General features: G+C 71.9%; 17 protein-coding genes. 12 read left to right on the forward strand and 5 right to left on the reverse strand.

Annotated elements, in window-relative coordinates; all coding sequences use genetic code 11:
- Positions 1-5 precede the first annotated feature (5 nt).
- On the forward strand, positions 6-1,433 hold the full coding sequence (locus tag ACZ58V_RS37785; protein ID WP_468198990.1) for an RsmB/NOP family class I SAM-dependent RNA methyltransferase: 1,428 nt from the start codon (positions 6-8) through the stop codon (positions 1,431-1,433).
- Here the strand turns inward: ACZ58V_RS37785 and ACZ58V_RS37790 are convergent.
- Positions 1,414-3,561 carry an MMPL family transporter gene (locus ACZ58V_RS37790; protein WP_468198988.1) on the reverse strand — a complete coding sequence of 716 codons (2,148 nt, stop codon included), beginning with the start codon at positions 3,559-3,561 and terminating at the stop codon, positions 1,414-1,416. The two genes, ACZ58V_RS37785 and ACZ58V_RS37790, sit on opposite strands and share 20 nt — an antisense overlap.
- A gap of 164 nt (positions 3,562-3,725) precedes the next feature.
- Between ACZ58V_RS37790 and rpe the strand changes: the two genes are divergently transcribed.
- The 7 genes from rpe to ACZ58V_RS37825 all read left to right on the forward strand — a co-directional run bounded on the left by rpe (position 3,726) and on the right by ACZ58V_RS37825 (position 11,074).
- Positions 3,726-4,412 carry a ribulose-phosphate 3-epimerase gene (gene rpe / locus ACZ58V_RS37795; RefSeq protein ID WP_189726416.1) on the forward strand — a complete coding sequence of 229 codons (687 nt, stop codon included), beginning with the start codon at positions 3,726-3,728 and terminating at the stop codon, positions 4,410-4,412.
- A gap of 78 nt (positions 4,413-4,490) precedes the next feature.
- A complete protein-coding gene (locus ACZ58V_RS37800) occupies positions 4,491-5,534 on the forward strand; it encodes a sugar-binding transcriptional regulator (RefSeq protein ID WP_468198985.1) in 1,044 nt (347 codons plus the stop codon).
- Positions 5,535-5,558: 24 nt separating this feature from the next.
- Complete coding sequence (locus ACZ58V_RS37805) at positions 5,559-5,912, forward strand: barstar family protein (RefSeq protein WP_468199036.1); 354 nt, start codon at positions 5,559-5,561, stop codon at positions 5,910-5,912.
- Between the two features lie 108 nt (positions 5,913-6,020).
- The gene (locus tag ACZ58V_RS37810) at positions 6,021-7,463 is read left to right on the forward strand and encodes a GuaB1 family IMP dehydrogenase-related protein (RefSeq protein ID WP_468198983.1); all 1,443 of its coding nucleotides are present in this window, start codon (positions 6,021-6,023) and stop codon (positions 7,461-7,463) included.
- A gap of 419 nt (positions 7,464-7,882) precedes the next feature.
- The gene (locus ACZ58V_RS37815; protein ID WP_468198981.1) at positions 7,883-9,349 is read left to right on the forward strand and encodes an amino acid permease; all 1,467 of its coding nucleotides are present in this window, start codon (positions 7,883-7,885) and stop codon (positions 9,347-9,349) included.
- A gap of 10 nt (positions 9,350-9,359) precedes the next feature.
- Positions 9,360-9,812 (forward strand): Lrp/AsnC family transcriptional regulator, encoded by a 453-nt coding sequence (locus ACZ58V_RS37820; RefSeq protein ID WP_003988931.1) that lies wholly within the window; start codon positions 9,360-9,362, stop codon positions 9,810-9,812.
- Positions 9,813-9,928: 116 nt separating this feature from the next.
- A complete protein-coding gene (locus ACZ58V_RS37825; RefSeq protein ID WP_471295849.1) occupies positions 9,929-11,074 on the forward strand; it encodes an MFS transporter in 1,146 nt (381 codons plus the stop codon).
- On the opposite strand, the gene ACZ58V_RS37830 is transcribed toward ACZ58V_RS37825, so the two are convergent.
- A complete protein-coding gene (locus ACZ58V_RS37830) occupies positions 11,049-11,591 on the reverse strand; it encodes a Repetin (protein ID WP_471295766.1) in 543 nt (180 codons plus the stop codon). The genes ACZ58V_RS37825 and ACZ58V_RS37830 overlap by 26 nt on opposite strands.
- Positions 11,592-11,901: 310 nt before the next feature.
- Here ACZ58V_RS37830 and ACZ58V_RS37835 point away from each other — a divergent pair, with 310 nt between their 5' ends.
- The gene (locus ACZ58V_RS37835; protein ID WP_468198977.1) at positions 11,902-12,690 is read left to right on the forward strand and encodes a carbon-nitrogen hydrolase family protein; all 789 of its coding nucleotides are present in this window, start codon (positions 11,902-11,904) and stop codon (positions 12,688-12,690) included.
- 44 nt (positions 12,691-12,734) lie between these two features.
- On the forward strand, positions 12,735-14,447 hold the full coding sequence (locus ACZ58V_RS37840; RefSeq protein WP_471295768.1) for a flavin monoamine oxidase family protein: 1,713 nt from the start codon (positions 12,735-12,737) through the stop codon (positions 14,445-14,447).
- Here ACZ58V_RS37840 and ACZ58V_RS37845 read toward each other — a convergent pair.
- Positions 14,444-15,148 carry a DUF5995 family protein gene (locus tag ACZ58V_RS37845; RefSeq protein WP_468198972.1) on the reverse strand — a complete coding sequence of 235 codons (705 nt, stop codon included), beginning with the start codon at positions 15,146-15,148 and terminating at the stop codon, positions 14,444-14,446. The genes ACZ58V_RS37840 and ACZ58V_RS37845 overlap by 4 nt on opposite strands.
- A 175-nt stretch (positions 15,149-15,323) precedes the next feature.
- On the opposite strand from ACZ58V_RS37845, the gene ACZ58V_RS37850 reads away from it, so the two are divergent.
- On the forward strand, positions 15,324-16,454 hold the full coding sequence (locus ACZ58V_RS37850; protein WP_468199031.1) for a glycoside hydrolase family 6 protein: 1,131 nt from the start codon (positions 15,324-15,326) through the stop codon (positions 16,452-16,454).
- Positions 16,455-16,458: 4 nt separating this feature from the next.
- Here ACZ58V_RS37850 and ACZ58V_RS37855 read toward each other — a convergent pair whose 3' ends face one another.
- Positions 16,459-17,838, reverse strand: a complete 1,380-nt coding sequence (locus ACZ58V_RS37855) for a uracil-xanthine permease family protein (RefSeq protein ID WP_468198970.1) — start codon at positions 17,836-17,838, stop codon at positions 16,459-16,461.
- Positions 17,839-17,957: 119 nt separating this feature from the next.
- A complete protein-coding gene (locus ACZ58V_RS37860) occupies positions 17,958-19,166 on the reverse strand; it encodes an MFS transporter (protein WP_471295770.1) in 1,209 nt (402 codons plus the stop codon).
- 133 nt (positions 19,167-19,299) lie between these two features.
- Here ACZ58V_RS37860 and ACZ58V_RS37865 point away from each other — a divergent pair, with 133 nt between their 5' ends.
- Positions 19,300-20,568 carry an ROK family transcriptional regulator gene (locus ACZ58V_RS37865; protein WP_471295771.1) on the forward strand — a complete coding sequence of 423 codons (1,269 nt, stop codon included), beginning with the start codon at positions 19,300-19,302 and terminating at the stop codon, positions 20,566-20,568.
- Positions 20,569-20,570: the final 2 nt, after the last annotated feature.

The raw sequence follows: 20,570 nt of genomic DNA on the forward strand, positions 1-20,570 counted from the left end.
TTTTCGTGAGCGAACAGCCCCGTCGGCCGCGCCCGTCCGGCAAGCCCTACCGCCGGCCCAAGAAGGACCCCGTCCGCATCCTCGCCTTCGAGGCGCTGAGGGCCGTGGACGAGCGGGACGCCTACGCCAACCTCGTCCTGCCGCCGTTGCTGCGCAAAGCGCGGGAGAACGAGGGACCCGAGAAGTTCGACGCGCGGGACGCGGCGCTCGCCACCGAGCTGGTGTACGGGACGCTGCGCTGGCAGGGGACGTACGACGCGGTCATCGCGACCTGCGTGGACCGGCCGCTCGGGGACGTCGACCCGCCGGTGCTGGACGTGCTGAGCCTCGGTGCGCACCAGTTGCTCGGGACGCGGATCCCGACCCACGCGGCCGTGTCCGCCACCGTCGAGCTCGCGCGGGTCGTGCTCGGCGACGGCCGGGCCAAGTTCGTCAACGCCGTGCTGCGGAAGATCGCGCAGGACGATCTGGACGGCTGGCTCGAGCGGGTCGCGCCGCCCTACGACGAGGATCCCGAGGACAACCTCGCCGTCGTCCACTCGCATCCGCGATGGGTCGTCTCCGCGCTGTGGGACTCCCTCGGCGGCGGACGCGCCGGTATCGAGGAGTTGCTGCGAGCCGACAACGAGCGGCCCGAGGTGACCCTGGTGGCGAGGCCCGGGCGGGCCACCGCCGAGGAACTGCTCGATGAGGACGCCGCCGTGCCGGGGCGCTGGTCGCCCTATGCCGTGCGGCTGACCGAGGGCGGCGAGCCGGGCGCCATCGAGGCCGTACGGGACGGGCGCGCGGGTGTGCAGGACGAGGGCAGCCAGCTCGTGGCGATCGCCCTCGCCAACGCGCCGTTGGACGGCCCCGACCGGCGGTGGCTGGACGGGTGCGCGGGGCCCGGCGGCAAGGCCGCGCTGCTCGGCGCCCTCGCCGCCGAACGGGGTGCGCTGCTGCTCGCCTCCGAGAAGCAGCCGCACCGCGCCGGGCTCGTGGCGGGCGCGCTGGACGGCAACCCGGGGCCGTATCAGGTGATCGCCGCGGACGGGACCCGTCCGGCGTGGCGGCCCGGCAGCTTCGACCGGGTCCTGGTCGATGTGCCGTGCACCGGTCTCGGCGCCCTGCGGCGCCGCCCCGAGGCACGCTGGCGGCGCCGGCCCGACGACCTGGAGGGGTTCGCGCCGCTGCAGCGCGGGCTGCTGCGCACCGCCCTGGAGTCGGTGCGGGTCGGCGGCGTCGTGGGCTACGCGACGTGCTCGCCGCACCTCGCCGAGACCCGGGCCGTGGTCGCCGACGTGCTCAAGCAGATGCCGGACACCGACCTCGTCGACGCGCGGCCGCTGCTGCCCGGCGTAACGGATCTCGGCGACGGACCCGACGTACAGTTGTGGCCGCATCTGCACGGGACCGACGCCATGTACCTGGCACTCATTCGTCGGACCGGCTGACCCCCGCTCCGACGCTCTCCCGGTTCGCCGCACCGCCGTCCTCCCTGGCCATCCGGTGCGGCCACCACACCTTCGGTCCCATGTCCAGGAACAGGGACGTCACCAGGACCGAGCGCACGATGAACGTGTCGATGAGGACGCCGAGGGCGACCGCGAAACCGATCTCGGCGAAGGCGACCATCGGGAGGGTGCCGAGGGCGGCGAACGTGCCGGCCAGCACCAGGCCCGCGGAGGTGATCACCGCGCCGGTGGCGGCGAGCCCCGTGACCACACCCCGTCTGGTGCCGTGGCGGGCCGCCTCCTCGCGGATGCGCGTGGTGAGGAAGATGTTGTAGTCGATGCCCAGGGCGACCAGGAAGACGAAGACGAACAGCGGGAAGTCGGTCGCCTCGCCCGCGTAGTCGAAGATGTACCGGAAGGCCAGCGCGCTGAGGCCGAGCGCCGCCGCGAACGACAGGATCACCGTGCCGACCAGCACCAACGGGGCGATCAGGGCGCGCAGCAGGACGCAGAGGATCAGCAGGACGACCAGCAACACCAGCGGAATGATCAGCACGTTGTCGTGCGTGGTCGCCTTGTCCATGTCGAGCAGGGCCGCCGTACCGCCGCCCACCTGGGCGTCGGCGCCCGGCACCGCGTGCACGGCGTCCCGGACCCGCTCCACGGTCTGTTTGGCGGCCTCGCTGTCCGCCGGGGCGGTCATGGTGGCCTCGAAGAGGACCTTGCCCTCGTAGATCGGTTTCGTGCCCGGCGGCAGTCCCAGAGACGTCGGGACCACGCCTTGCGTCTCCGCGACCGTTCGGCCCACCTGCTCGGCCTGCGCCCGGTTGCTCACGATGACCAGCGGATCGCCGCTGCCCGCCGGGAAGTAGCGCGCCGACACCTCCTGGCCGGTGATCGAGTCCGGTTTCCCGGTGAACGCGTCCGCGTTGCTGATGCCCTCCGCGCGCAGCTGGATCAGGCCCAGTGAGCAGATCGCCAGGGCGAGCGCCGTCACGGCCCAGGTGATCCGCGGGCGCCCGGCGATACGGCGGCCCGTGCGCGCCCAGACGCCGCTCTCGGTCGGGTCGGGGCTGCCGTAGTGCGGGATCGCCGGCCAGAAGATCCACCGGCCGCAGATCACCAGCAGGGCGGGGAACAGGCTCATCATCGCCAGCAGGGCGACGGCGACTCCGATCGCGGCGACCGGGCCCAGGCCGCTCGTGGAGTTCATCTCGGCGGCCAGCAGCACCAGCATGCTCAGCACGACCGTCGCGCCGGAGGCGAGCACCGCAGGGCCGGCCCGGTGCAGCGCCAGGGCCATCGCCTCGTGCCGGTCCTCGTGCCGGCGCAACTCCTCCCGGTAGCGGGCGACCAGCAACAGGGCGTAGTCCGTCCCCGCGCCGAAGACGAGCACCGTGAGGATGCCGGCGCTCTGGCCGTTGACCGTCAGGCCCGCGTGCTCGGCCAGCAGGTAGATCAGCGCCTGGGAGGTGAAGAGCGCGCAGACCACCGCGATCAGCGGCACCACCAGCAGGGTCAGGCTGCGGTAGGTGATGAGCAGCATGACGATGACGACGACCATCGCCGAGAACAGCAGTGTCGAGTCGATGCCCTCGAAGGCCTCGGCGAAGTCCGCGGAGGTGCCGCCCGGGCCGGTGATGTGCACGGCCAAGCCGCCGCCGCCCTCGCCGACGTCGTCCCTGATGGAGTCGACGGCGGGCGAGATCCGCTCCCAGCCCTGCTCGTCCATCGTGATCGGCACGAGGACCTGCGCGGCCCGCGGGTCGACCTGCCGGTCGTAGACGGGCCCGCGTGTCTCCGCGCCCCGGATGCCGTGGTCCCGCAGCTGCTTGAGCTGTCGCACGTCCTCGGCGATCTGCGCCCGGTCCTGAGCCGTCAGCCCGCCGTCCCGGGCGTAGATCACGACCGCCGGGATCTGCTCCGGCCGGAAGTCCTCGGAGATCTCCAGCACCTGCGTCGACTCCGCCGACCCCGGCAGCCAGGACGCCGCGTCGTTGTCCTGCGCATCGGTGAGCTTCATAGCGAACGGCGCCGCCACGAACAGCACGACCAGCCACAACACCAACACCAGCCACTTGGCCCGCCGCCCGCAGACAAGATGCCCGATGCCCTGCTTCCCGGTCATGGAGTCTCCCTCGGCGAATGCGCCCCGTAAGGGGCGCGGGGCGGTGACACAGGCGGCTCCGCCGCGTGGGCGCGAGCAACCCCGTACCACCCGCAGCCGAACGGATCAGCCAGCCTTTCGGGACCCCCGCCGCCCAAGCCCGGTGCAGCGCATAGGCTTAGGCCATGGCCGCGCAGATCAACCCCAGCATCCTGTCCGCCGACTTCGCCCGTCTCGCGGACGAGGCGAAGGCCGTGGAGGGAGCCGACTGGCTCCACGTCGACGTCATGGACAACCATTTCGTCCCGAACCTCACGCTCGGGGTGCCGGTCGTAGAGTCGCTCGCCCGTGCGACGGACACTCCGCTGGACTGCCATCTGATGATCGAGGCCCCCGATCGGTGGGCGCCCCAGTACGTGGAAGCGGGGGCCGGTTCCGTCACCTTCCATGTCGAGGCGGCCGCCGCTCCGGTCCGGCTCGCCCGGGAGATCCGTGCCAAGGGCGCCCGCGCCTCCATGGCGCTGAAGCCCGCGACACCCATCGAGCCGTACGAGGACCTGCTCCCCGAGCTCGACATGCTGCTGATCATGACGGTGGAACCGGGCTTCGGGGGACAGGCCTTTCTCGACATCATGCTTCCGAAGATTCGCCGCACCCGCGAGTTGATCAGCAAGCACGGTCTGGAGCTCTGGCTCCAGGTCGACGGCGGAGTTTCGGCGTCCACCATCGAGCGCTGCGCCGACGCCGGAGCCGACGTCTTCGTGGCCGGATCGGCGGTCTACGGGGCAAAAGACCCGGCCGAGGCGGTACGTGCACTACGCACGCAGGCTGAGGCGACGACGGCCAAGGCATCCTGGGCCTGCGACCACTGAGCCACAGCAAAGTGAACGGCTTCGATCAGGGCTGATCAAGTGCGCCGGATCTGCAAGGATGAACGGCGAATCCAGAGTGTGAACAGCAGTGAGGAGATCGCCGTGTCGGGTATGTCGGCGGGCCGGTCAGCCATGCGGATGGGACCCGCTGAGCTGGTGCAGGCGGCGGCCATGGCCCGCCGCTTCTACCTCGAGGGCAAGTCCAAGATCCAGATCGCGGAGGAGTTCGGCGTCAGCCGCTTCAAGGTGGCCCGGGTCCTGGAGACCGCCCTCGAACGGGATCTCGTGCGTATCGAGATCCGTGTGCCGGCCGAACTGGACGCGGAGCGCTCGGACGCGCTCCGCGCCCGCTACGGCCTCAGGCACGCTGTCGTGGTCGAGTCCCCGGCCGAGGCCGAGGAGACACCGGACCCCGAGAACCTGGGAGAAGTGGCCGCCGACCTGCTCGGCGAACTGGTCAACGAAGGTGATGTGCTGGGACTGGCCTGGGGCCGTTCCACGATCCACATGGCGGCGGCGCTCGACCGGCTGCCGCCGTGCACGGTGGTGCAGCTGACGGGCGTGTACGACGCCGGGACCGCCGAGCGCGGCTCCGTCGAGGCCGTACGCCGCGCCGCCCAGGTGTCCGGGGGCGACGCCCACCCCATCTACGCGCCGATGCTGCTGCCCGACGCGGCCACGGCCACGGCACTGCGCAACCAGACGGGGATCGCCCGGGCCTTCGAGCACTTCGACAAGGTCACCGTCGCCTGTGTCTCCATCGGCTCCTGGGAGCCGGGCATCTCCACGGTGCACGACATGCTCAGTGACGAGGAGCGCGCGCACTACGCCTCTCTCGGTGTCGCCGCCGAGATGTCCGCGCACCTCTTCGACGCGGAGGGCCGCCGGGTCGGCCGGGACCTGGGCGAGCGGTGCATCACGGTCAAGACCCACCAGCTCCGCCGCGTCCCCGAGGTCGTCGCCATCGCGGGCGGGCAGCGCAAGGGGCCCGCGATCGACGCGGTGCTGCGGTCCGGGCTGGTCACCAGCCTGGTCACGGACACGTCGGCCGCGGACTACCTGATGACGGCGGGCCCGGCGCCGAAGTCCGCGCTCAACAGGGCCGACCCGGACGGAGCCTGACGGATGGTGAGGGAGTCGCACCAGGTGCCGGACGACCCGGCGGGCCGGATCGTGCTCGTTCTGGACCTCGACGGCGTCACGGACAAGGCGGGCCTCATGGACCGCTGCGCCCGGGACCTGGCCCTGCCCGACTGGTTCGGCCGCAACTGGGACGCCCTCGCCGACTGCCTGGCCGACCCCGCCCTCTGGCCCGAGGGGTCCGAGGAGCGGGGGCTGCTGGTCGTCGTACGGGGCTGGCGGACGTACGCCGAGACGCGGCCCGAGGAGTGGCAGGTCGCGGAGGAGATCTTCGCCGAGGCGACGGACCGGGGCCCGGGCCTCTTCGTGACCCTCGGGCTTGGAGCATCCTCCGAGAGGCCTCCTGACCAGCCTGGATGATCTGCTCAGGGACGTCCGGGCCCTCGTCGTGGGAGAATGAAGTACGTGCTCTTTCCCCCGGACCGTCCGGTTCGGGGGTCACCTCTGATCGACTGGGATGTGCAGCACGTGCGTTTCCTCAATGACATCCAGCCCGGGTACGACCTGACGTACGACGACGTCTTCATGGTGCCGAGCCGCTCCGCGGTCGGCTCGCGGCAGGCCGTCGACCTCAGCTCCCCGGACGGCACGGGCACCACCATCCCGCTCGTCGTCGCCAACATGACCGCCATCGCAGGCCGCCGCATGGCCGAGACCGTGGCCCGCCGCGGCGGCCTCGTGGTGATACCGCAGGACATCCCGAACGACGTGGTCACCGACGTCGTCTCCTGGGTGAAGAGCCGGCACCTGGTGCTGGACACCCCGATCATCCTGTCCCCGCACCAGACGGTCGCGGACGCGTTGGCGCTGCTGCCCAAGCGCGCGCACAACGCCGGTGTCGTCGTCGACGAGAACCACAAGCCGGTCGGCGTGGTCACCGACGCCGACCTGTCCGGCGTGGACCGCTTCACGCAGCTCGCCGAGGTCATGTCCCGGGACCTGCTGCTCGTCGACGCGGACATGGACCCGGGCGAGGCCTTCAACACCCTCGACCACGCCAACCGCCGCTACGCCCCCGCGGTCAACCGGGACGGCTCGCTCGCCGGCATCCTGACCCGCAAGGGCGCCCTGCGCGCCACGCTCTACCAGCCGGCCACCGACGCGCAGGGCCGGCTGCGCATCGCCGCCGCCGTCGGCATCAACGGCGACGTTGCGGGCAAGGCCCGGCAACTGCTGGACGCGGGTGTCGACGCGCTCGTGATCGACACGGCCCACGGCCACCAGGAGTCGATGATCAGCGCCCTGAAGCTGGTGCGCGACCTCGACCCGCAGGTGCCGATCGTCGCGGGCAACGTGGTCGCCGCCGCGGGTGTGCGCGACCTGATCGAGGCCGGCGCGGACATCGTCAAGGTCGGTGTCGGCCCCGGCGCCATGTGCACCACGCGCATGATGACCGGCGTCGGACGGCCGCAGTTCTCCGCCGTGCTGGAGTGCGCCGCCGAGGCGAAGAAGTACGGCAAGCACGTGTGGGCCGACGGCGGCGTCCGCCACCCCCGTGATGTGGCCATGGCCCTCGCGGCCGGTGCGTCCAACGTGATGGTCGGCTCCTGGTTCGCGGGCACCTACGAGTCCCCGGGCGACCTCCAGCACGACGCCCAGGGCCGGGCGTACAAGGAGTCCTTCGGCATGGCCTCCGCGCGTGCCGTGCGCAACCGCACGTCGGAGGAGTCGGCGTACGACCGCGCCCGCAAGGCGCTGTTCGAGGAGGGCATCTCCACCTCCCGCATGTTCCTCGACCCGGCCCGCCCGGGAGTCGAGGACCTGATCGACTCGGTCATCGCGGGCGTCCGCTCCTCCTGCACCTACGCCGGAGCCGGCTCCCTGGAGGAGTTCGCCGAGAAGGCCATCGTCGGCATCCAGAGCGCCGCCGGCTACGCCGAGGGCAAGCCCCTGCACGCCAGCTGGAGCTGACACGCCAACGCCCTTGCGTACGGCCCCCGGTGTCCCGCCCTGCGGGAAACCCGGGGGCCGTTTCGGCTGGCGTGGGCCCTACCGTCGGTGCATGGAGATCGCCGCCTGCCCGGTGATCAACGGCTTGATCGACGGCGTCCCGCATGACCGGGCCGACCCCCGCGCGTTTCGCGTCAGGGCCCTCTGACGGCTCCTTGCGCAACGGTCGACAGCCGTCCCGCAACGAACACCCACCGAGTCCCGAGGAACGCAACGATCTTGCGGGGATGCGCAAGGTTGCTGCATTTCACCAGCAACGCCGATCCTCGTAGGCTGTCGCCTCGTACGTGGCGTGGCAGGGACCCCGCTCGGTGGGTCTCTGCTCCAGAGGTGCCGCCGGTCCCTGCCGCCCTGACCGGCAGCGATAAGGAGCCCAGCACGTGCTCGACCAAGGCGCACCCCCGCACAGCAGTAGTCAGACCGACCCGCCCGCCCCGGGCGTCGGTGCGCGCCTCATGCGTCGCAAGCCGGTGGAGAACCTGGTCGAGGAGGGTGGCCAGGGTGAGGGAGGGTCGCTGCGGCGCTCCCTCGGCCTGTGGCAGCTCACCATGATCAGCATCGGTGCCACCCTCGGCACGGGCATCTTCGTCGTCCTCGGCGAGGCCGTCCCCAAGGCGGGCCCGGCCGTCACGCTCTCCTTCGTCATCGCCGGCCTCACCGCCCTGTTCTCGGCCCTGTCGTACGCCGAGCTCGCGGGCACCATCCCGGTCGCCGGGTCCTCGTACTCGTATGCGTACGCAACGATGGGTGAGCTGATCGCCTGGATCTGCGGCTGGTGCCTGGTCCTGGAGTACGGCGTGTCCGTCGCGGCCGTCGCGGTCGGCTGGGGCGAGTACCTCAACGAACTGCTCGACGGGACCATAGGCGTCACCATCCCGGCCGCCCTGTCCGCCCCGCCCGGCGACGGCGGCGTGTTCAACCTGCCCGCGCTGATCGTCGTCCTGCTCGCGATGGCGTTCCTGCTGGGCGGTGCCAAGGAGTCCGCCCGCGCCAACACCGTCATGGTCATCGTGAAGATCGCCGCGCTGGTGATGTTCTGCGCCATCGGCGTCCAGGGCTTCCGCTCCGGCAACTACGAGAACTTCATGCCGCTGGGCATGGCGGGTGTCAGCGCCGCCGGAGCCACGCTGTTCTTCTCCTACATCGGCTTCGACGCCGCCTCCACCGCCGGCGAGGAGGCGAAGAACGCCCAGCGCGACCTGCCCCGGGCGATCATGCTGTCGCTGGTCATCGTCACGGCGCTGTACGTCCTCGTCGCCGCCGTCGCGGTCGGCGCCAAGCCCTGGAAGAACTTCACCGACTCCGAGGCCGCCCTCGCCCAGATCATGCGCGAGGTCACCGGGCAGACCTTCTGGGGCACGCTGCTGGCGTTCTGCGCGGTCATCGCCATCGCGAGCGTGGTCCTGACCGTGCTGTACGGCCAGACCCGCATCCTCTTCGCCATGTCCCGTGACGGGCTGGTGCCGAAGGTCTTCTCCAAGGTCCACCCGAAGACCAAGACCCCCCGCGCCAACACCCTGATCGTGTCGCTGTTCTGCGGTGTGCTCGCCGCCGCGATCCCGCTCGGCCAGCTCGCCGACGCCACCAGCATCGGCACCCTGTTCGCCTTCGCGCTCGTCAACGTGGCCGTCGTGGTCCTGCGCCGGACCCGCCCGGACATGCCCCGCACCTTCCGGGTGCCGCTCTCCCCGGTCATGCCGGCGCTGGGCTTCGGCTTCTGCCTCTGGATGATGGGCAGCCTGTCGGCCGTGACCTGGGTGGTCTTCGGTGTCTGGATGGCCGCCGGGCTCGTGTTCTACTTCGGGTACGGCTACCGCCGTTCCCGACTCGCACCATCCGAGAAGTGATCTACCCACTGTGCTGAACGATCTCGACGAACGCATCGTGCACGCCCTCGCCGAGGACGCCCGCCGCTCCTACGCCGACATCGGCCAGATCGTCGGCCTGTCCGCACCCGCCGTGAAACGGCGCGTGGACCGGCTGCGCGCCACCGGAGCCATCACCGGCTTCACCGTCCGGGTGGACCCGGGTGCCCTCGGCTGGGAGACCGAGGGGTTCGTCGAGATCTACTGCCGGGGGAACACCTCCCCGGAGACCATCCAGCGGGGCCTGGAGCGCTATCAGGAGGTCGTGGCCGCGTCCACCGTCACCGGGGACGCGGACGCGATCGCCCAGGTCTTCGCCTCCGACATGCGGCACTTCGAACGGGTCCTGGAGCGGATCGCCGGGGAGCCGTTCGTCGAGCGGACCAAGTCCGTGCTCGTGCTGTCGCCGCTGCTGCGGCGCTTCTCGTCGGGATCGCCGACGTAATCCAGCGGCGTGATCGGCCCGACCGGCCTACCATCGGTGTCATGACCTGGCGACATTGATCCACAGCCGCGCCTTCCGAGGAGCGCCGTGGGCGCCGTACGTCCGGCGTCCGCCGGCTGACCGGCACGCTGTACCGCTACGCGTTCCTCGAAGAGTTCGTCCTGCTCTACCCGGTGTACGCGCTGTTGTTCCGCGACACCGGGCTGTCGGTCTGGCAGATCTCCTCCCTGTTCGCCCTGTGGTCGGTCACCGGCGTGGCTCTCGAGGTCCCGTCGGGCGCCTGGGCCGACGCCGTGTCGCGTCGCCGGCTGCTCTGGCTCGGCCCGCTGCTCACCGCCGCCGGCTTCGCCCTGTGGACGCTCCTCCCGTCGTACGGCGCCTTCGCGCTGGGCTTCGTGCTCTGGGGCATGGGCGGAGCCCTCGCCTCCGGCGCGTGCGAGGCGCTGGTCTACGACGAACTGGAGCGGCTCGGCGCGGCCGACCGGTACGCCCGTGTCATGGGCCGGGCCCGTGCGGCCGGCCTGGTGGCCGTGATGGCGGCGACCGGACTGGCCGGACCCGTGTTCGCCTGGGGCGGCCACACCGCCGTAGGCGCCGCCAGCGTGCTGGTGTGCCTGCTGGCGGCGGCCACGGCGACCCGGCTCCCGGAACACCGGACCCCGACGGCCGGGCAGGACGGCTGGACCGCGACCCTGAGGGCCGGGCTCGCCGAGGCCCGCGCCGACCGGTCCGTACGCGGAGCGATCCTGCTGGTCCCGGCCGTCACCGCCGTGTGGGGCGCCCTCGACGAGTACACGCCGCTGCTGGTCCGGGACACCGGAGTCTCCGACGCGCTGGTGCCCTACCTTCTGCTGCTGATCTGGGCGGGCGCCACAGCCGGAGGACTGCTGGCCGGGGCGGGCGAACGCCTCGGCACGAAGGGCCTCGCGGCGCTGCTCGCGGGCACGGCACTCGCCCTGGCCGTGGGCGCCGGTGCCGGCACCCTGGCCGGAATCGCCCTCGTGGCACTCGCCTTCGGCGGCTTCCAGGCGGCGAGCGTGCTGGCCGACGCCCGGCTCCAGCAGCGCATCGACGACTCCGGCCGGGCCACCCTCACCTCGGTCGCCGGGCTGGGCACGGACCTGGCCACCGTCGCCGTGTACGTCGGCTACGGGGCGCTCGGCACGGCCACCGGACACGGCACGGCCTTCGTGTGGTTCGCCGTGCCGTACCTGGTGACCGCGCTGCTGCTGGCTGCTAGAGGTCGGGCTGCCAGGGGGTGACCGAGAAGTCGCCGGTCCCCTTCTTGACCTTCTCGAAGGGCGCCGAGCCCACGCACTTGGGCAGGTCCTTCGTCTCGACCGGGGAGCCCGTCGAGGCCCAGCTGTAGCCCAGCCGGTCGCGGTGACCGAGGTCGTGCACGGTGATCCCGACCCGCTTGCCCTTCGCGCCGGGCAGGTCGGAGGAGGTGATCACACCGGAGACGACGGCCACCTTGCCGCCGGTGAGCAGGCAGTCCACCTTCGCCTTCGCCCGGGCGCCCTCGCCGTTCAGGTAGTGGCTCCACTCGAACGTACCGGTGGCCTTCATCGGGTCGGCCTTGTCCTTCGCGGCCAGATGCGCGTCGAAGGAGAAGGTGATGTCGTCCCCGGCCGAGCGGTACAGCTTGGCCTTGCCGGTGAGCGCGGCGGCCTCACGCTTGCTCTCGTCGGGGGCGGAGGCTCCGGCGGAGCCTGCCGCGGCGGCGACGGTGAGCAGCAGCGCGGAGCCGAGTAAGGCGGTCTTCGTACGGCGGTTCATGGCGGTCCCTTCCGCAGGTGACGCACGTCAACTGGACGCTCACCACTGTCCCGGCGCGGCGCCCGTGCCACATCGCTCCGGGGACGTGACCCCGCCTCCGCCGCCCGGAGGGGAGTACCGCACGGGCCTGCGCCCAGGGGATGACGGGACATACGACCGCGGGGCTTGCAACGAATCGCCGTCGGCCCCCCGAGGGACGCAATGATCAGCTCATCGGCGCGCAACGGCTGCTCCTTGTCCGCCCGAGCCCGCCGACCGTACCGTCTATCAGGCCCCCGAAATCCCCCCCGCGTCCCGGTGAGGAACACGCATGCGCACCGCCCTGCTCCAGAGCTCCGGCCGCCCCGGCTCCACCGTCGAGAACCTCAAGTTCCTCGACGAGGCCGCGGGCCGGGCCGCCGCCGCGGGCGCCGGGCTGCTCGTCACGGCGGAGATGTTCCTGACCGGGTACGCGATCGGCGACGACATCGGCCGCCTCGCCGAGCCCGCCGACGGAGACTGCGCGGACTCCGTCGCCGAGATCGCGACCGGCCACGGTCTCGCGATCGCCTACGGCTACCCCGAGCGGGCGGGCGACGCCGTGTTCAACTCGGCCCAGCTGATCTCCGCCGACGGCACCCGTCTCGCGAACTACCGCAAGACCCACCTCTTCGGCTGCTTCGAGCGCGACCACTTCACACCGGGGGACCAGCCGGTCGTCCAGGCGGAGATCGACGGTCTGCGCGTCGGGATCCTGATCTGCTACGACGTGGAGTTCCCGGAGAACGTCCGCGCCCACGCCCTCGCCGGCACCGACCTGCTGCTCGTCCCGACGGCCCAGATGCACCCGTTCCAGTTCGTCGCCGAGTCGATGATCCCGGTGCGTGCCTTCGAGAACCAGATGTACGTCGCGTACGTCAACCGGGTCGGCCGGGAAGGCGAGTTCGAGTTCGTGGGGCTGTCCACGCTCGCCGGGCCCGACGGGGTCGCCCGCACCCGGGCCGGACGGGGCGAGGAGCTGGTCCTCGCCGATGCCGACCCGGTCCTCCTCGCCGCGTCCCGCGAGGCCAACCCGTATCTGCTGGACCGGCGCCCGGGCCTGTACGGGTCGCTCGCCTGATCCCCCCGCACCTATCTGTTTCTTCTGCAAGGAGTCCGTACCCCATGACGTCCACCGTGCCCAACGCCGTCGAGCACGCAGACGCGCAGCAGCCGCCGATCACCATGTTCGGCCCGGACTTCCCGTACGCCTACGACGACTTCCTCGCCCACCCGGCGGGTCTCGGGCAGATACCCGCGACCGAGCACGGCACGGAGGTCGCGGTCATCGGCGGCGGCCTGTCCGGCATCGTCGCCGCGTACGAGCTGATGAAGATGGGCCTCAAGCCGGTCGTCTACGAGGCGGACCAGATCGGCGGCCGGCTGCGGACGGTGGGCTTCGACGGGTGCGACGAGTCCCTCACCGCCGAGATGGGCGCGATGCGCTTCCCGCCGTCGTCCACGGCGCTCCAGCACTACATCGACCTGGTCGGTCTTCAGACCCAGTCCTTCCCCAACCCCCTCGCGGAGGCGACCCCGTCGACCGTCGTCGACCTCAAGGGCGAGTCGCACTACGCCGAGACGGTCGCCGACCTGCCCCAGGTCTACCGGGACGTCGCCGAGGCGTGGAACCGGTGCCTGGAGGAGGGCGCCGACTTCTCCGACATGAACCGGGCCCTGCGCGAGCGGGACGTCCCGCGCATCCGCGAGATCTGGTCGCGGCTCGTCGAGAAGCTCGACAACCAGACCTTCTACGGCTTCCTCTGCGACTCCGAGGCGTTCAAGTCCTTCCGGCACCGCGAGATCTTCGGACAGGTCGGCTTCGGCACGGGCGGCTGGGACACCGACTTCCCCAACTCCATCCTGGAGATCCTGCGCGTCGTCTACACCGAGGCCGACGACCACCACCGCGGCATCGTCGGCGGCTCCCAGCAACTGCCGCTGCGCCTCTGGGAGCGCGAGCCCGCGAAGATCGTCCACTGGGCGCAGGGGACCTCGCTCGCGAGCCTGCACGACGGCGGCGAGCCGCGTCCGGCGGTGACCCGGCTGCACCGCACGGCCGGCAACCGCATCACGGTGACCGACGCGCACGGCGACATCCGCACCTACCGGACGGCGATCTTCACCGCCCAGTCCTGGATGCTGCTGTCGAAGATCGACTGCGACGACTCGCTCTTCCCGATCGACCACTGGACGGCCATCGAGCGGACCCACTACATGGAGTCCTCGAAGCTCTTCGTGCCCGTGGACCGGCCCTTCTGGCTCGACAAGGCCGTCGACGACAGCGGAAATCCGACCGGCCGGGACGTCATGTCGATGACGCTCACCGACCGTATGACGCGCGGGACGTACCTGCTCGACGACGGCCCGGACAAGCCCGCCGTCATCTGCCTCTCCTACACCTGGTGCGACGACAGCCTGAAGTGGCTGCCGCTGTCCGCGAACGAGCGGATGGAGGTCATGCTGAAGTCACTCGGCGAGATCTATCCCAAGGTCGACATCCGCAAGCACATCATCGGCAACCCGGTGACCGTCTCCTGGGAGAACGAGCCCTACTTCATGGGCGCGTTCAAGGCCAACCTGCCCGGCCACTACCGCTACCAGCGGCGCCTGTTCACGCACTTCATGCAGGAGGAGCTGCCCGAGGACAAGCGCGGCATCTTCCTCGCCGGCGACGACATCTCCTGGACGGCCGGCTGGGCCGAGGGCGCCGTCCAGACCGCACTCAACGCGGTCTGGGGCGTCATGCACCACTTCGGCGGCACGACCGACCCGACCAACCCGGGGCCCGGCGACGTCTATGACGAGATCGCGCCCGTCGAGCTGCCGGAGGACTAGGAGTACTCGGGTAGGGGCGTGAGCAGCATGCGCCCCGCGAGGCCCGCCGCCGCGTCCAGGTGCTCGGTGAACTCCTGGGCCACGTCGGGGAGTCCGCGCAGTGCCCACAGGGCCCGGGCCGCCGTCCAGGTGGCGTCCCGGGCGCGGTCCAGGCTCCAGGAGCCCAGCAGATGGGTCAGCGGGTCGGCGATCTGGAGGAGATCGGGGCCCGGCATCAGATCTTCGCGGATGCGCTCCTCCAGCGAGACGAGGAGATCGCCCACCGTGTCGAACTCGTCCTCCAGCTCGGCGGGTGCGCAGTCGAGCGTACGGCAGGTGTCCACGACGGCCAGCGCGAGATCGTGCCCGATGTGCGCGTTGATGCCCGCGAGGGCGAACTGCAACGGCCGTACCCCGGGATGGCGGCGGAACTGGAACAGCGGCCGCCAGCAGGCGGGTGGGCGCCGCTCTCCGGCCGCCGCCGCGACGGCCTCCAGGTACCGCTCCGCGAACCGTACGTCCAGCGTGATCGCGGCGTGCGGGTCCGCGAACCGCCCGGTGTCGACGTACCGGTCCACCGCCTCCGTCACGGCGAGGTAGACGCGGTTGAAGACGGCCACCCCGTCCCGGGGGTGCAGGGCCGCGTCGAGGGCGCGCATACGGGAGATGACTCCGTCGACCGGAGTGTCCACGGCTGGGGGGACTTGTTCGCATCGCGGCATGCGGGCAGAGTCCCAGCTCTAGGCTGGCGGGAGTACCGGCTGGCCCGGCGCTTCCCCGAAACGAGGGAACGCCGCCCGCCGCAGGGGGAGGGGGAGCAGCACCGTGTCAGGCTTACGTGCCCAGCGCCTGGCCGCCCGCAGGGCCGAGCGCAGGCGCGCCGCCCGGCGCGGCGCGATGGTCGTGGCGGCCTCCGTCGTGGTCGCGGCCGGCGTGGTCGCCGGGGCGCTCTCCGCGGTCGACGACCGGCGATCCTCGGACGAGGCCCGGGCCCCCGAGGTGTCCGCCTCGCCCCGTCTTGCGCCCCTGCCCGCGGTGCCCTCGGTGTCCCCGTCGGTCTCCGGCTCCGCCTCGCCCACACCGTCTTCGACGAAGAGCGCCGTCCCCGCGCCCTCACCCCCGAGGACGGAGACCGGGAAGCAGAAGCCGGCCCGTGCCGTGACCGGACGGCTCTACCGCCACCCCGACTCCCAGGTGCTCGACTGGATCCGGGCCCACGACGGCGACCCGCGCCACGCGGTCATAGCGTCCCGCATCGCCGTCCGGCCGGCCGCCGTCTGGTTCGCCGACTACGCCCCGGACACGCTCACCGCCCGGGTCGCCGCGGTGACGTCCGGCGGCGCGGCACAGGGCCGGGTGCCCGTCGTCGTGCCGTACGCGATACCCGGCCGGGACTGCGGCGGTCACTCCCAGGGCGGGGCGCCCGACCTGGACGCGTACGACGCCTGGATCGACCGGTTCGCGGCCGGGCTGGGATCCGGCGAGGTCATCGTCGTCCTGGAGCCGGACTCGGTCGCCCAGACCGAGTGCCTCTCCGCCGGTGCACGCGCGGACCGCTTCGCCTCGCTGGCCCGGGCCGGCCGGGTCCTGAAGGCCGCCAGCCCCCGGGCACGCGTCTACTTCGACGCGGGACACTCGGGCTGGAACGCGCCCGGCAAGCAGGCGGCATGGCTGCGGCAGGCCGGTGCCGCATCGCCCGAGTCCTCCGACGGGATCTTCAGCAACGTCTCCAACTTCCACACCACGGCCGACGAGGTCGCCTACGTCCGGCGGGTCCTGGACGCCCTCGGCGGCCCGGCGAGCCTGGGCGCCGTCATCGACACCAGCCGCAACGGCAACGGCGCCCCGGCCGACGGGGAGTGGTGCGACCCGTCGGGCCGCAAGCTCGGCCGGACACCGACCCTCGGCACCGGCGAGGCCCGGATCGACGCCTACCTGTGGGTGAAGCTGCCCGGGGAGTCGGACGGCTGCAAGGGCAGGCCGGGGACCTTCACGGCGTCGTACGCCTACGACCTGGCCTCGCCGTAGGACGCTACGACTTGGCGTCGTCGTAGGAGGAGGTGCCCTCGTCCAGCAGCGGATGCTGCGTCTTCAGATGGGCCGGGGCGAAGGCCCGCAGGGCGTGGTAGCCGGTGATGACGACGATCGTGCCGAGCGCGATACCGCTCAGCGAGAACGTGTCCGTGAACTTCATGGAGACGTTGCCGACGCCGATGATGATGCCCGCCGCCGCCGGGACCAGGTTCAGCGGATTGCGCAGATCCACCCGGGCGTTGAGCCAGATCTGGGCGCCGAGCAGGCCGATCATGCCGTACAGGATGACGGTGATGCCGCCGAGCACCCCGCCCGGGATCGCCGCGACGACCGCGCCGAACTTCGGGCAGACGCCGAACAGCAGGGCGAAGCCGGCGGCGGCCCAGTAGGCGGCCGTCGAGTAGACGCGGGTCGCGGCCATCACGCCGATGTTCTCGGAGTACGTGGTGTTGGGCGGGCCGCCGACCGCGGTGGACAGCATCGAGCCGACGCCGTCGGCCGAGATCGCCGTGCCGAGCTTGTCGTCCAGCGAGTCGCCGGTCATCTCGCCGACCGCCTTCACATGCCCGGCGTTCTCCGCGACCAGCGCGATGACGACCGGCAGGGCGACCAGGATCGCCGACCACTCGAAGGACGGGCCGTGCAGCGTCGGCAGCCCGATCCAGTCGGCCTGCCCCACGCCGGACAGGTCCAGCCGCCAGTGGTCGGTGACCTTGCCGCTCGCGTCCACCGAGTGGATCTTGCCGAAGACCAGGTCGGACACCCAGGAGAGGCCGTATCCGAAGACCAGCCCGAGGAAGATCGCGATCCGCGACCAGAAACCCCGCAGACAGACGACCGCCAGACCGGTGAACAGCATCGTCAGCAGGGCCGTCCACTGGTCCTGCGGCCAGTACGTCGAGGCCGTCACCGGTGCCAGGTTGAAGCCGATCAGCATCACCACGGCGCCGGTCACGATCGGCGGCATCGTGGCGTGGATGATCCGCGCCCCGAACCGCCGCACGGCGAGCCCCACCAGGAACAGCGCGGCGCCGACGACGAAGACCGCGCCGGTGACGGTGGCGCTGCTGCCGCCCTGCGCGCGGATGACCGCCGCCACACCCACGAAGGACAGCGAGCAGCCCAGGTAACTGGGGACGCGACCGCGTGTGGCCAGCAGGAACACGACCGTCGCGACGCCCGACATCATGATCGCGAGGTTGGGGTCGAGGCCCATCAGGACCGGAGCCACGAAGGACGCCCCGAACATGGCCACCACGTGCTGGGCGCCGAGCCCGGCCGTGCGGGGCCACGAGAGCCGCTCGTCGGGGCGGACCACCGCGCCGGGCGCCGGGGTGCGTCCGTCGCCGTGCAGTTTCCAGCGGACGCCGAGATCCATGGTGCGGTATCGCTTTCGTCGTGCGTGCGAGTATCCGGACCATTGTCCGGGTGCGTCGGCGGTGCTGGTGACCGGGGCCGATCAGGGCGTGCGCGTGGCCACCCGGGCCGGGTGTCGGCTCAGGGCCGCGGGTCGGGAACCGCCGCCGCGTCCGGCCGGCTGATCTTCGCCCGGTCGCCCGGGCGCAGCACCCGCGCGAACGCCACCAGGCCGCAGGACAGCAGCGTCACCAGGCAGAACGACACCATCAGACTGGTCGCCTGGGCCAGCATGCCGATCGCGCTCGGCGCGATCAGGCCCGAGGTGTACGTGATGGTCGCGACGCCCGCGATGGCCAGGCTCGGGTTGGAGCCGCTGCGGCCCGCCGCCGCGAAGCACAGCGGTACGACGACCGCGATGCCCAGGCCCATCAGCGCGAACCCGCTCATGGCCACCGCCGGACGGTCCGCGACGACGATCAGCAGACCGCCGAGAACGGCGAGCACGCCGCTGACCCGTACGGTCCGTACGGCACCGAAGCGGTCCACGACCCTGTCGCCGGCGAACCGGGCGACGGCCATGGTGAGCGTGAAGCCCGTCGTGCACGCCGCCGCGAGACCCGCCGAGGTCTCCAGCTGCTCGCGCAGATAGACCGCCGACCAGTCCAGGCTCGCGCCCTCGGCGAACACCGCGCAGAACCCGATCGCGCCGATGAGCAGCGCCGACCGGGGCGGCAGCGCGAACCTCGGGGGCGGCTCCTCGTCCTCGGCGGGCTGGAGATCGAGCACCCACCGGCAGGACAGCACGCCGACGACGGTGAGGACCACCGCGGCCAGCACGTGGTGCAGCCGGGCGTCCGAGCCGAGGTGCGCGGCGAGCGTGCCGGCCGCCGAGCCGATCAGGGCACCCGCGCTCCACATGCCGTGCAGCCCGGACATGATCGACCGGCCGAGGCGGTTCTCGACCTCGACGCCCAGCGCGTTCATCGCCACGTCCGCCATGCCCGCCGTCGCGCCGTAGGTGAACAGGGCCAGGCAGAGCGTGAGCAGGTTCGGGGCGAGGGACGGCAGGACCAGCGCGAGGGTCCACAGGGCGATCAGTCCGCGCAGCGCGTTGCGGGCTCCGAACCGGTGGCTGACGCTGCCGGCGAGCGGCATCGCGACGGACGCGCCGAGCGCGGGGAAGGCGAGCGCGATCCCCAACTGCCCGGCGCTCACGCCCGCGTGGTCCTGGATCCAGGGCACGCGGGTGGCGAACGAACCGGTCACGGCGCCGTGCACGGCGAAGACCGCGGCCACGGCGTACCGGGACCGTCTCACCTCGCGCAGTTCGTCGACCACGTTGCCCATTCTGCGGTCCCCCTCCAGGTCTCTGCCGCGCTCACGTCAGGCGGCCGTAAACTATCAGGAACCCTGCCTGATAATAAGAGGGTTTCCCGGCGGGCCACGGCCGGCGGACCCGCCGATCTGGAAGGATCCCGGCATGCCCGCATCCCCGAGCACCGCCCGGGCCATCAACGACCGGCTCGCCCTGCGTCTGCTCCAGCAGGAGGGCCCGCTGACGGCAGGGCAGTTGAAGCAGCTGACCGGTCTGTCCCGGCCGACCGTCGCCGACCTCGTCGAACGCCTCACCGCCGCGGGTCTGATCACGGTCGTCGGGGAGGCGGGGGAGCAGCGGCGCGGGCCCAACGCCAAGGTGTACGGCATCGTCGCCGACCGGGCGCACCTCGCCGCGCTGGACATACGCACCGAGGGCGTCTCCGTGGCCCTCGCCGACCTGGTGGGCCGGGTCCTGGCCGAGGCGTCGGTGCCCATCACGGGTGACATGGGAACGGGTCCCGCCGTGGAACAGGCGGTCGCCCTGGTCGAACGCGTGGTGAAGGAGGCCGGCGCCGACCGGCCGCACACCGTCGGCATCGGGGCGCCCGGCCTGATCGACCCGGCCAGCGGCGAACTCCGTGACTCCTCCGGGCTGCCGGAGTGGCACCGGCGCCTGGTCGCGGCCCTCCAGGAACGACTGCCCGAGGCACGGGTGAGCGTCGAGAACGAGACCAACCTCGCGGCGCTGGCCGAGCAGCGCGACGGCGCCGCCCGGGACCGGGACACCTTCGTCCTGCTGTGGCTGGGTCACGGCACGGGCGCGGCCGTGGTCCTCGACGGCGCGCTGCGCCGCGGTGCCTCCGGGGGCACCGGCGAAATCGGCTTCCTCCCGGTCCCGGGCGCGACCACGCTGCCGTCCGCGACGGACTGCGAGGGCGGCTTCCACGGCCTGGCCGCGGCGACCGCGGTCGTGGACCTGGCGGCGGAATGCGGGGTGCCGGCGGAGCCGGGGCAGGAGCCGTCCGAGGTGGGGGTGGTACGGGCGGCGGTGGGTGTGGTGCGGGGTGCGGTGGGACAGGTGCGGGCGGCGGAGGGCGAGAGCTCTCGGCCCGAGAGCCCGGACGAGACGCCCGAGCCCGCGGACCGTTTCCTCGACGCCCTCGCCGATCGTCTCGCCGTCGGAGTCGCCTCCGTGGTGGCGATTCTGGACCCCGGGTGCGTGGTGCTCGGGGGTGAGGTCGGGCAGGCCGGGGGTGAGGAGCTCGCCGGCCGGGTGCAGGACCGCATCGCCCGGATGACGCCGCTGCCCACGGAGGTACGGACGACCACCCTGGGCGGCGGCGCGGTCCTGCGCGGCGCCCTCCTCACGGCCCGTGACCGCGCTCAGGAGGAGCTCTTCACCCCCGGGGAGCGGCCGATCCAGCGCTGGTAGGG

It is taken from the genome of Streptomyces sp. NPDC040589 (assembly GCF_055594445.1).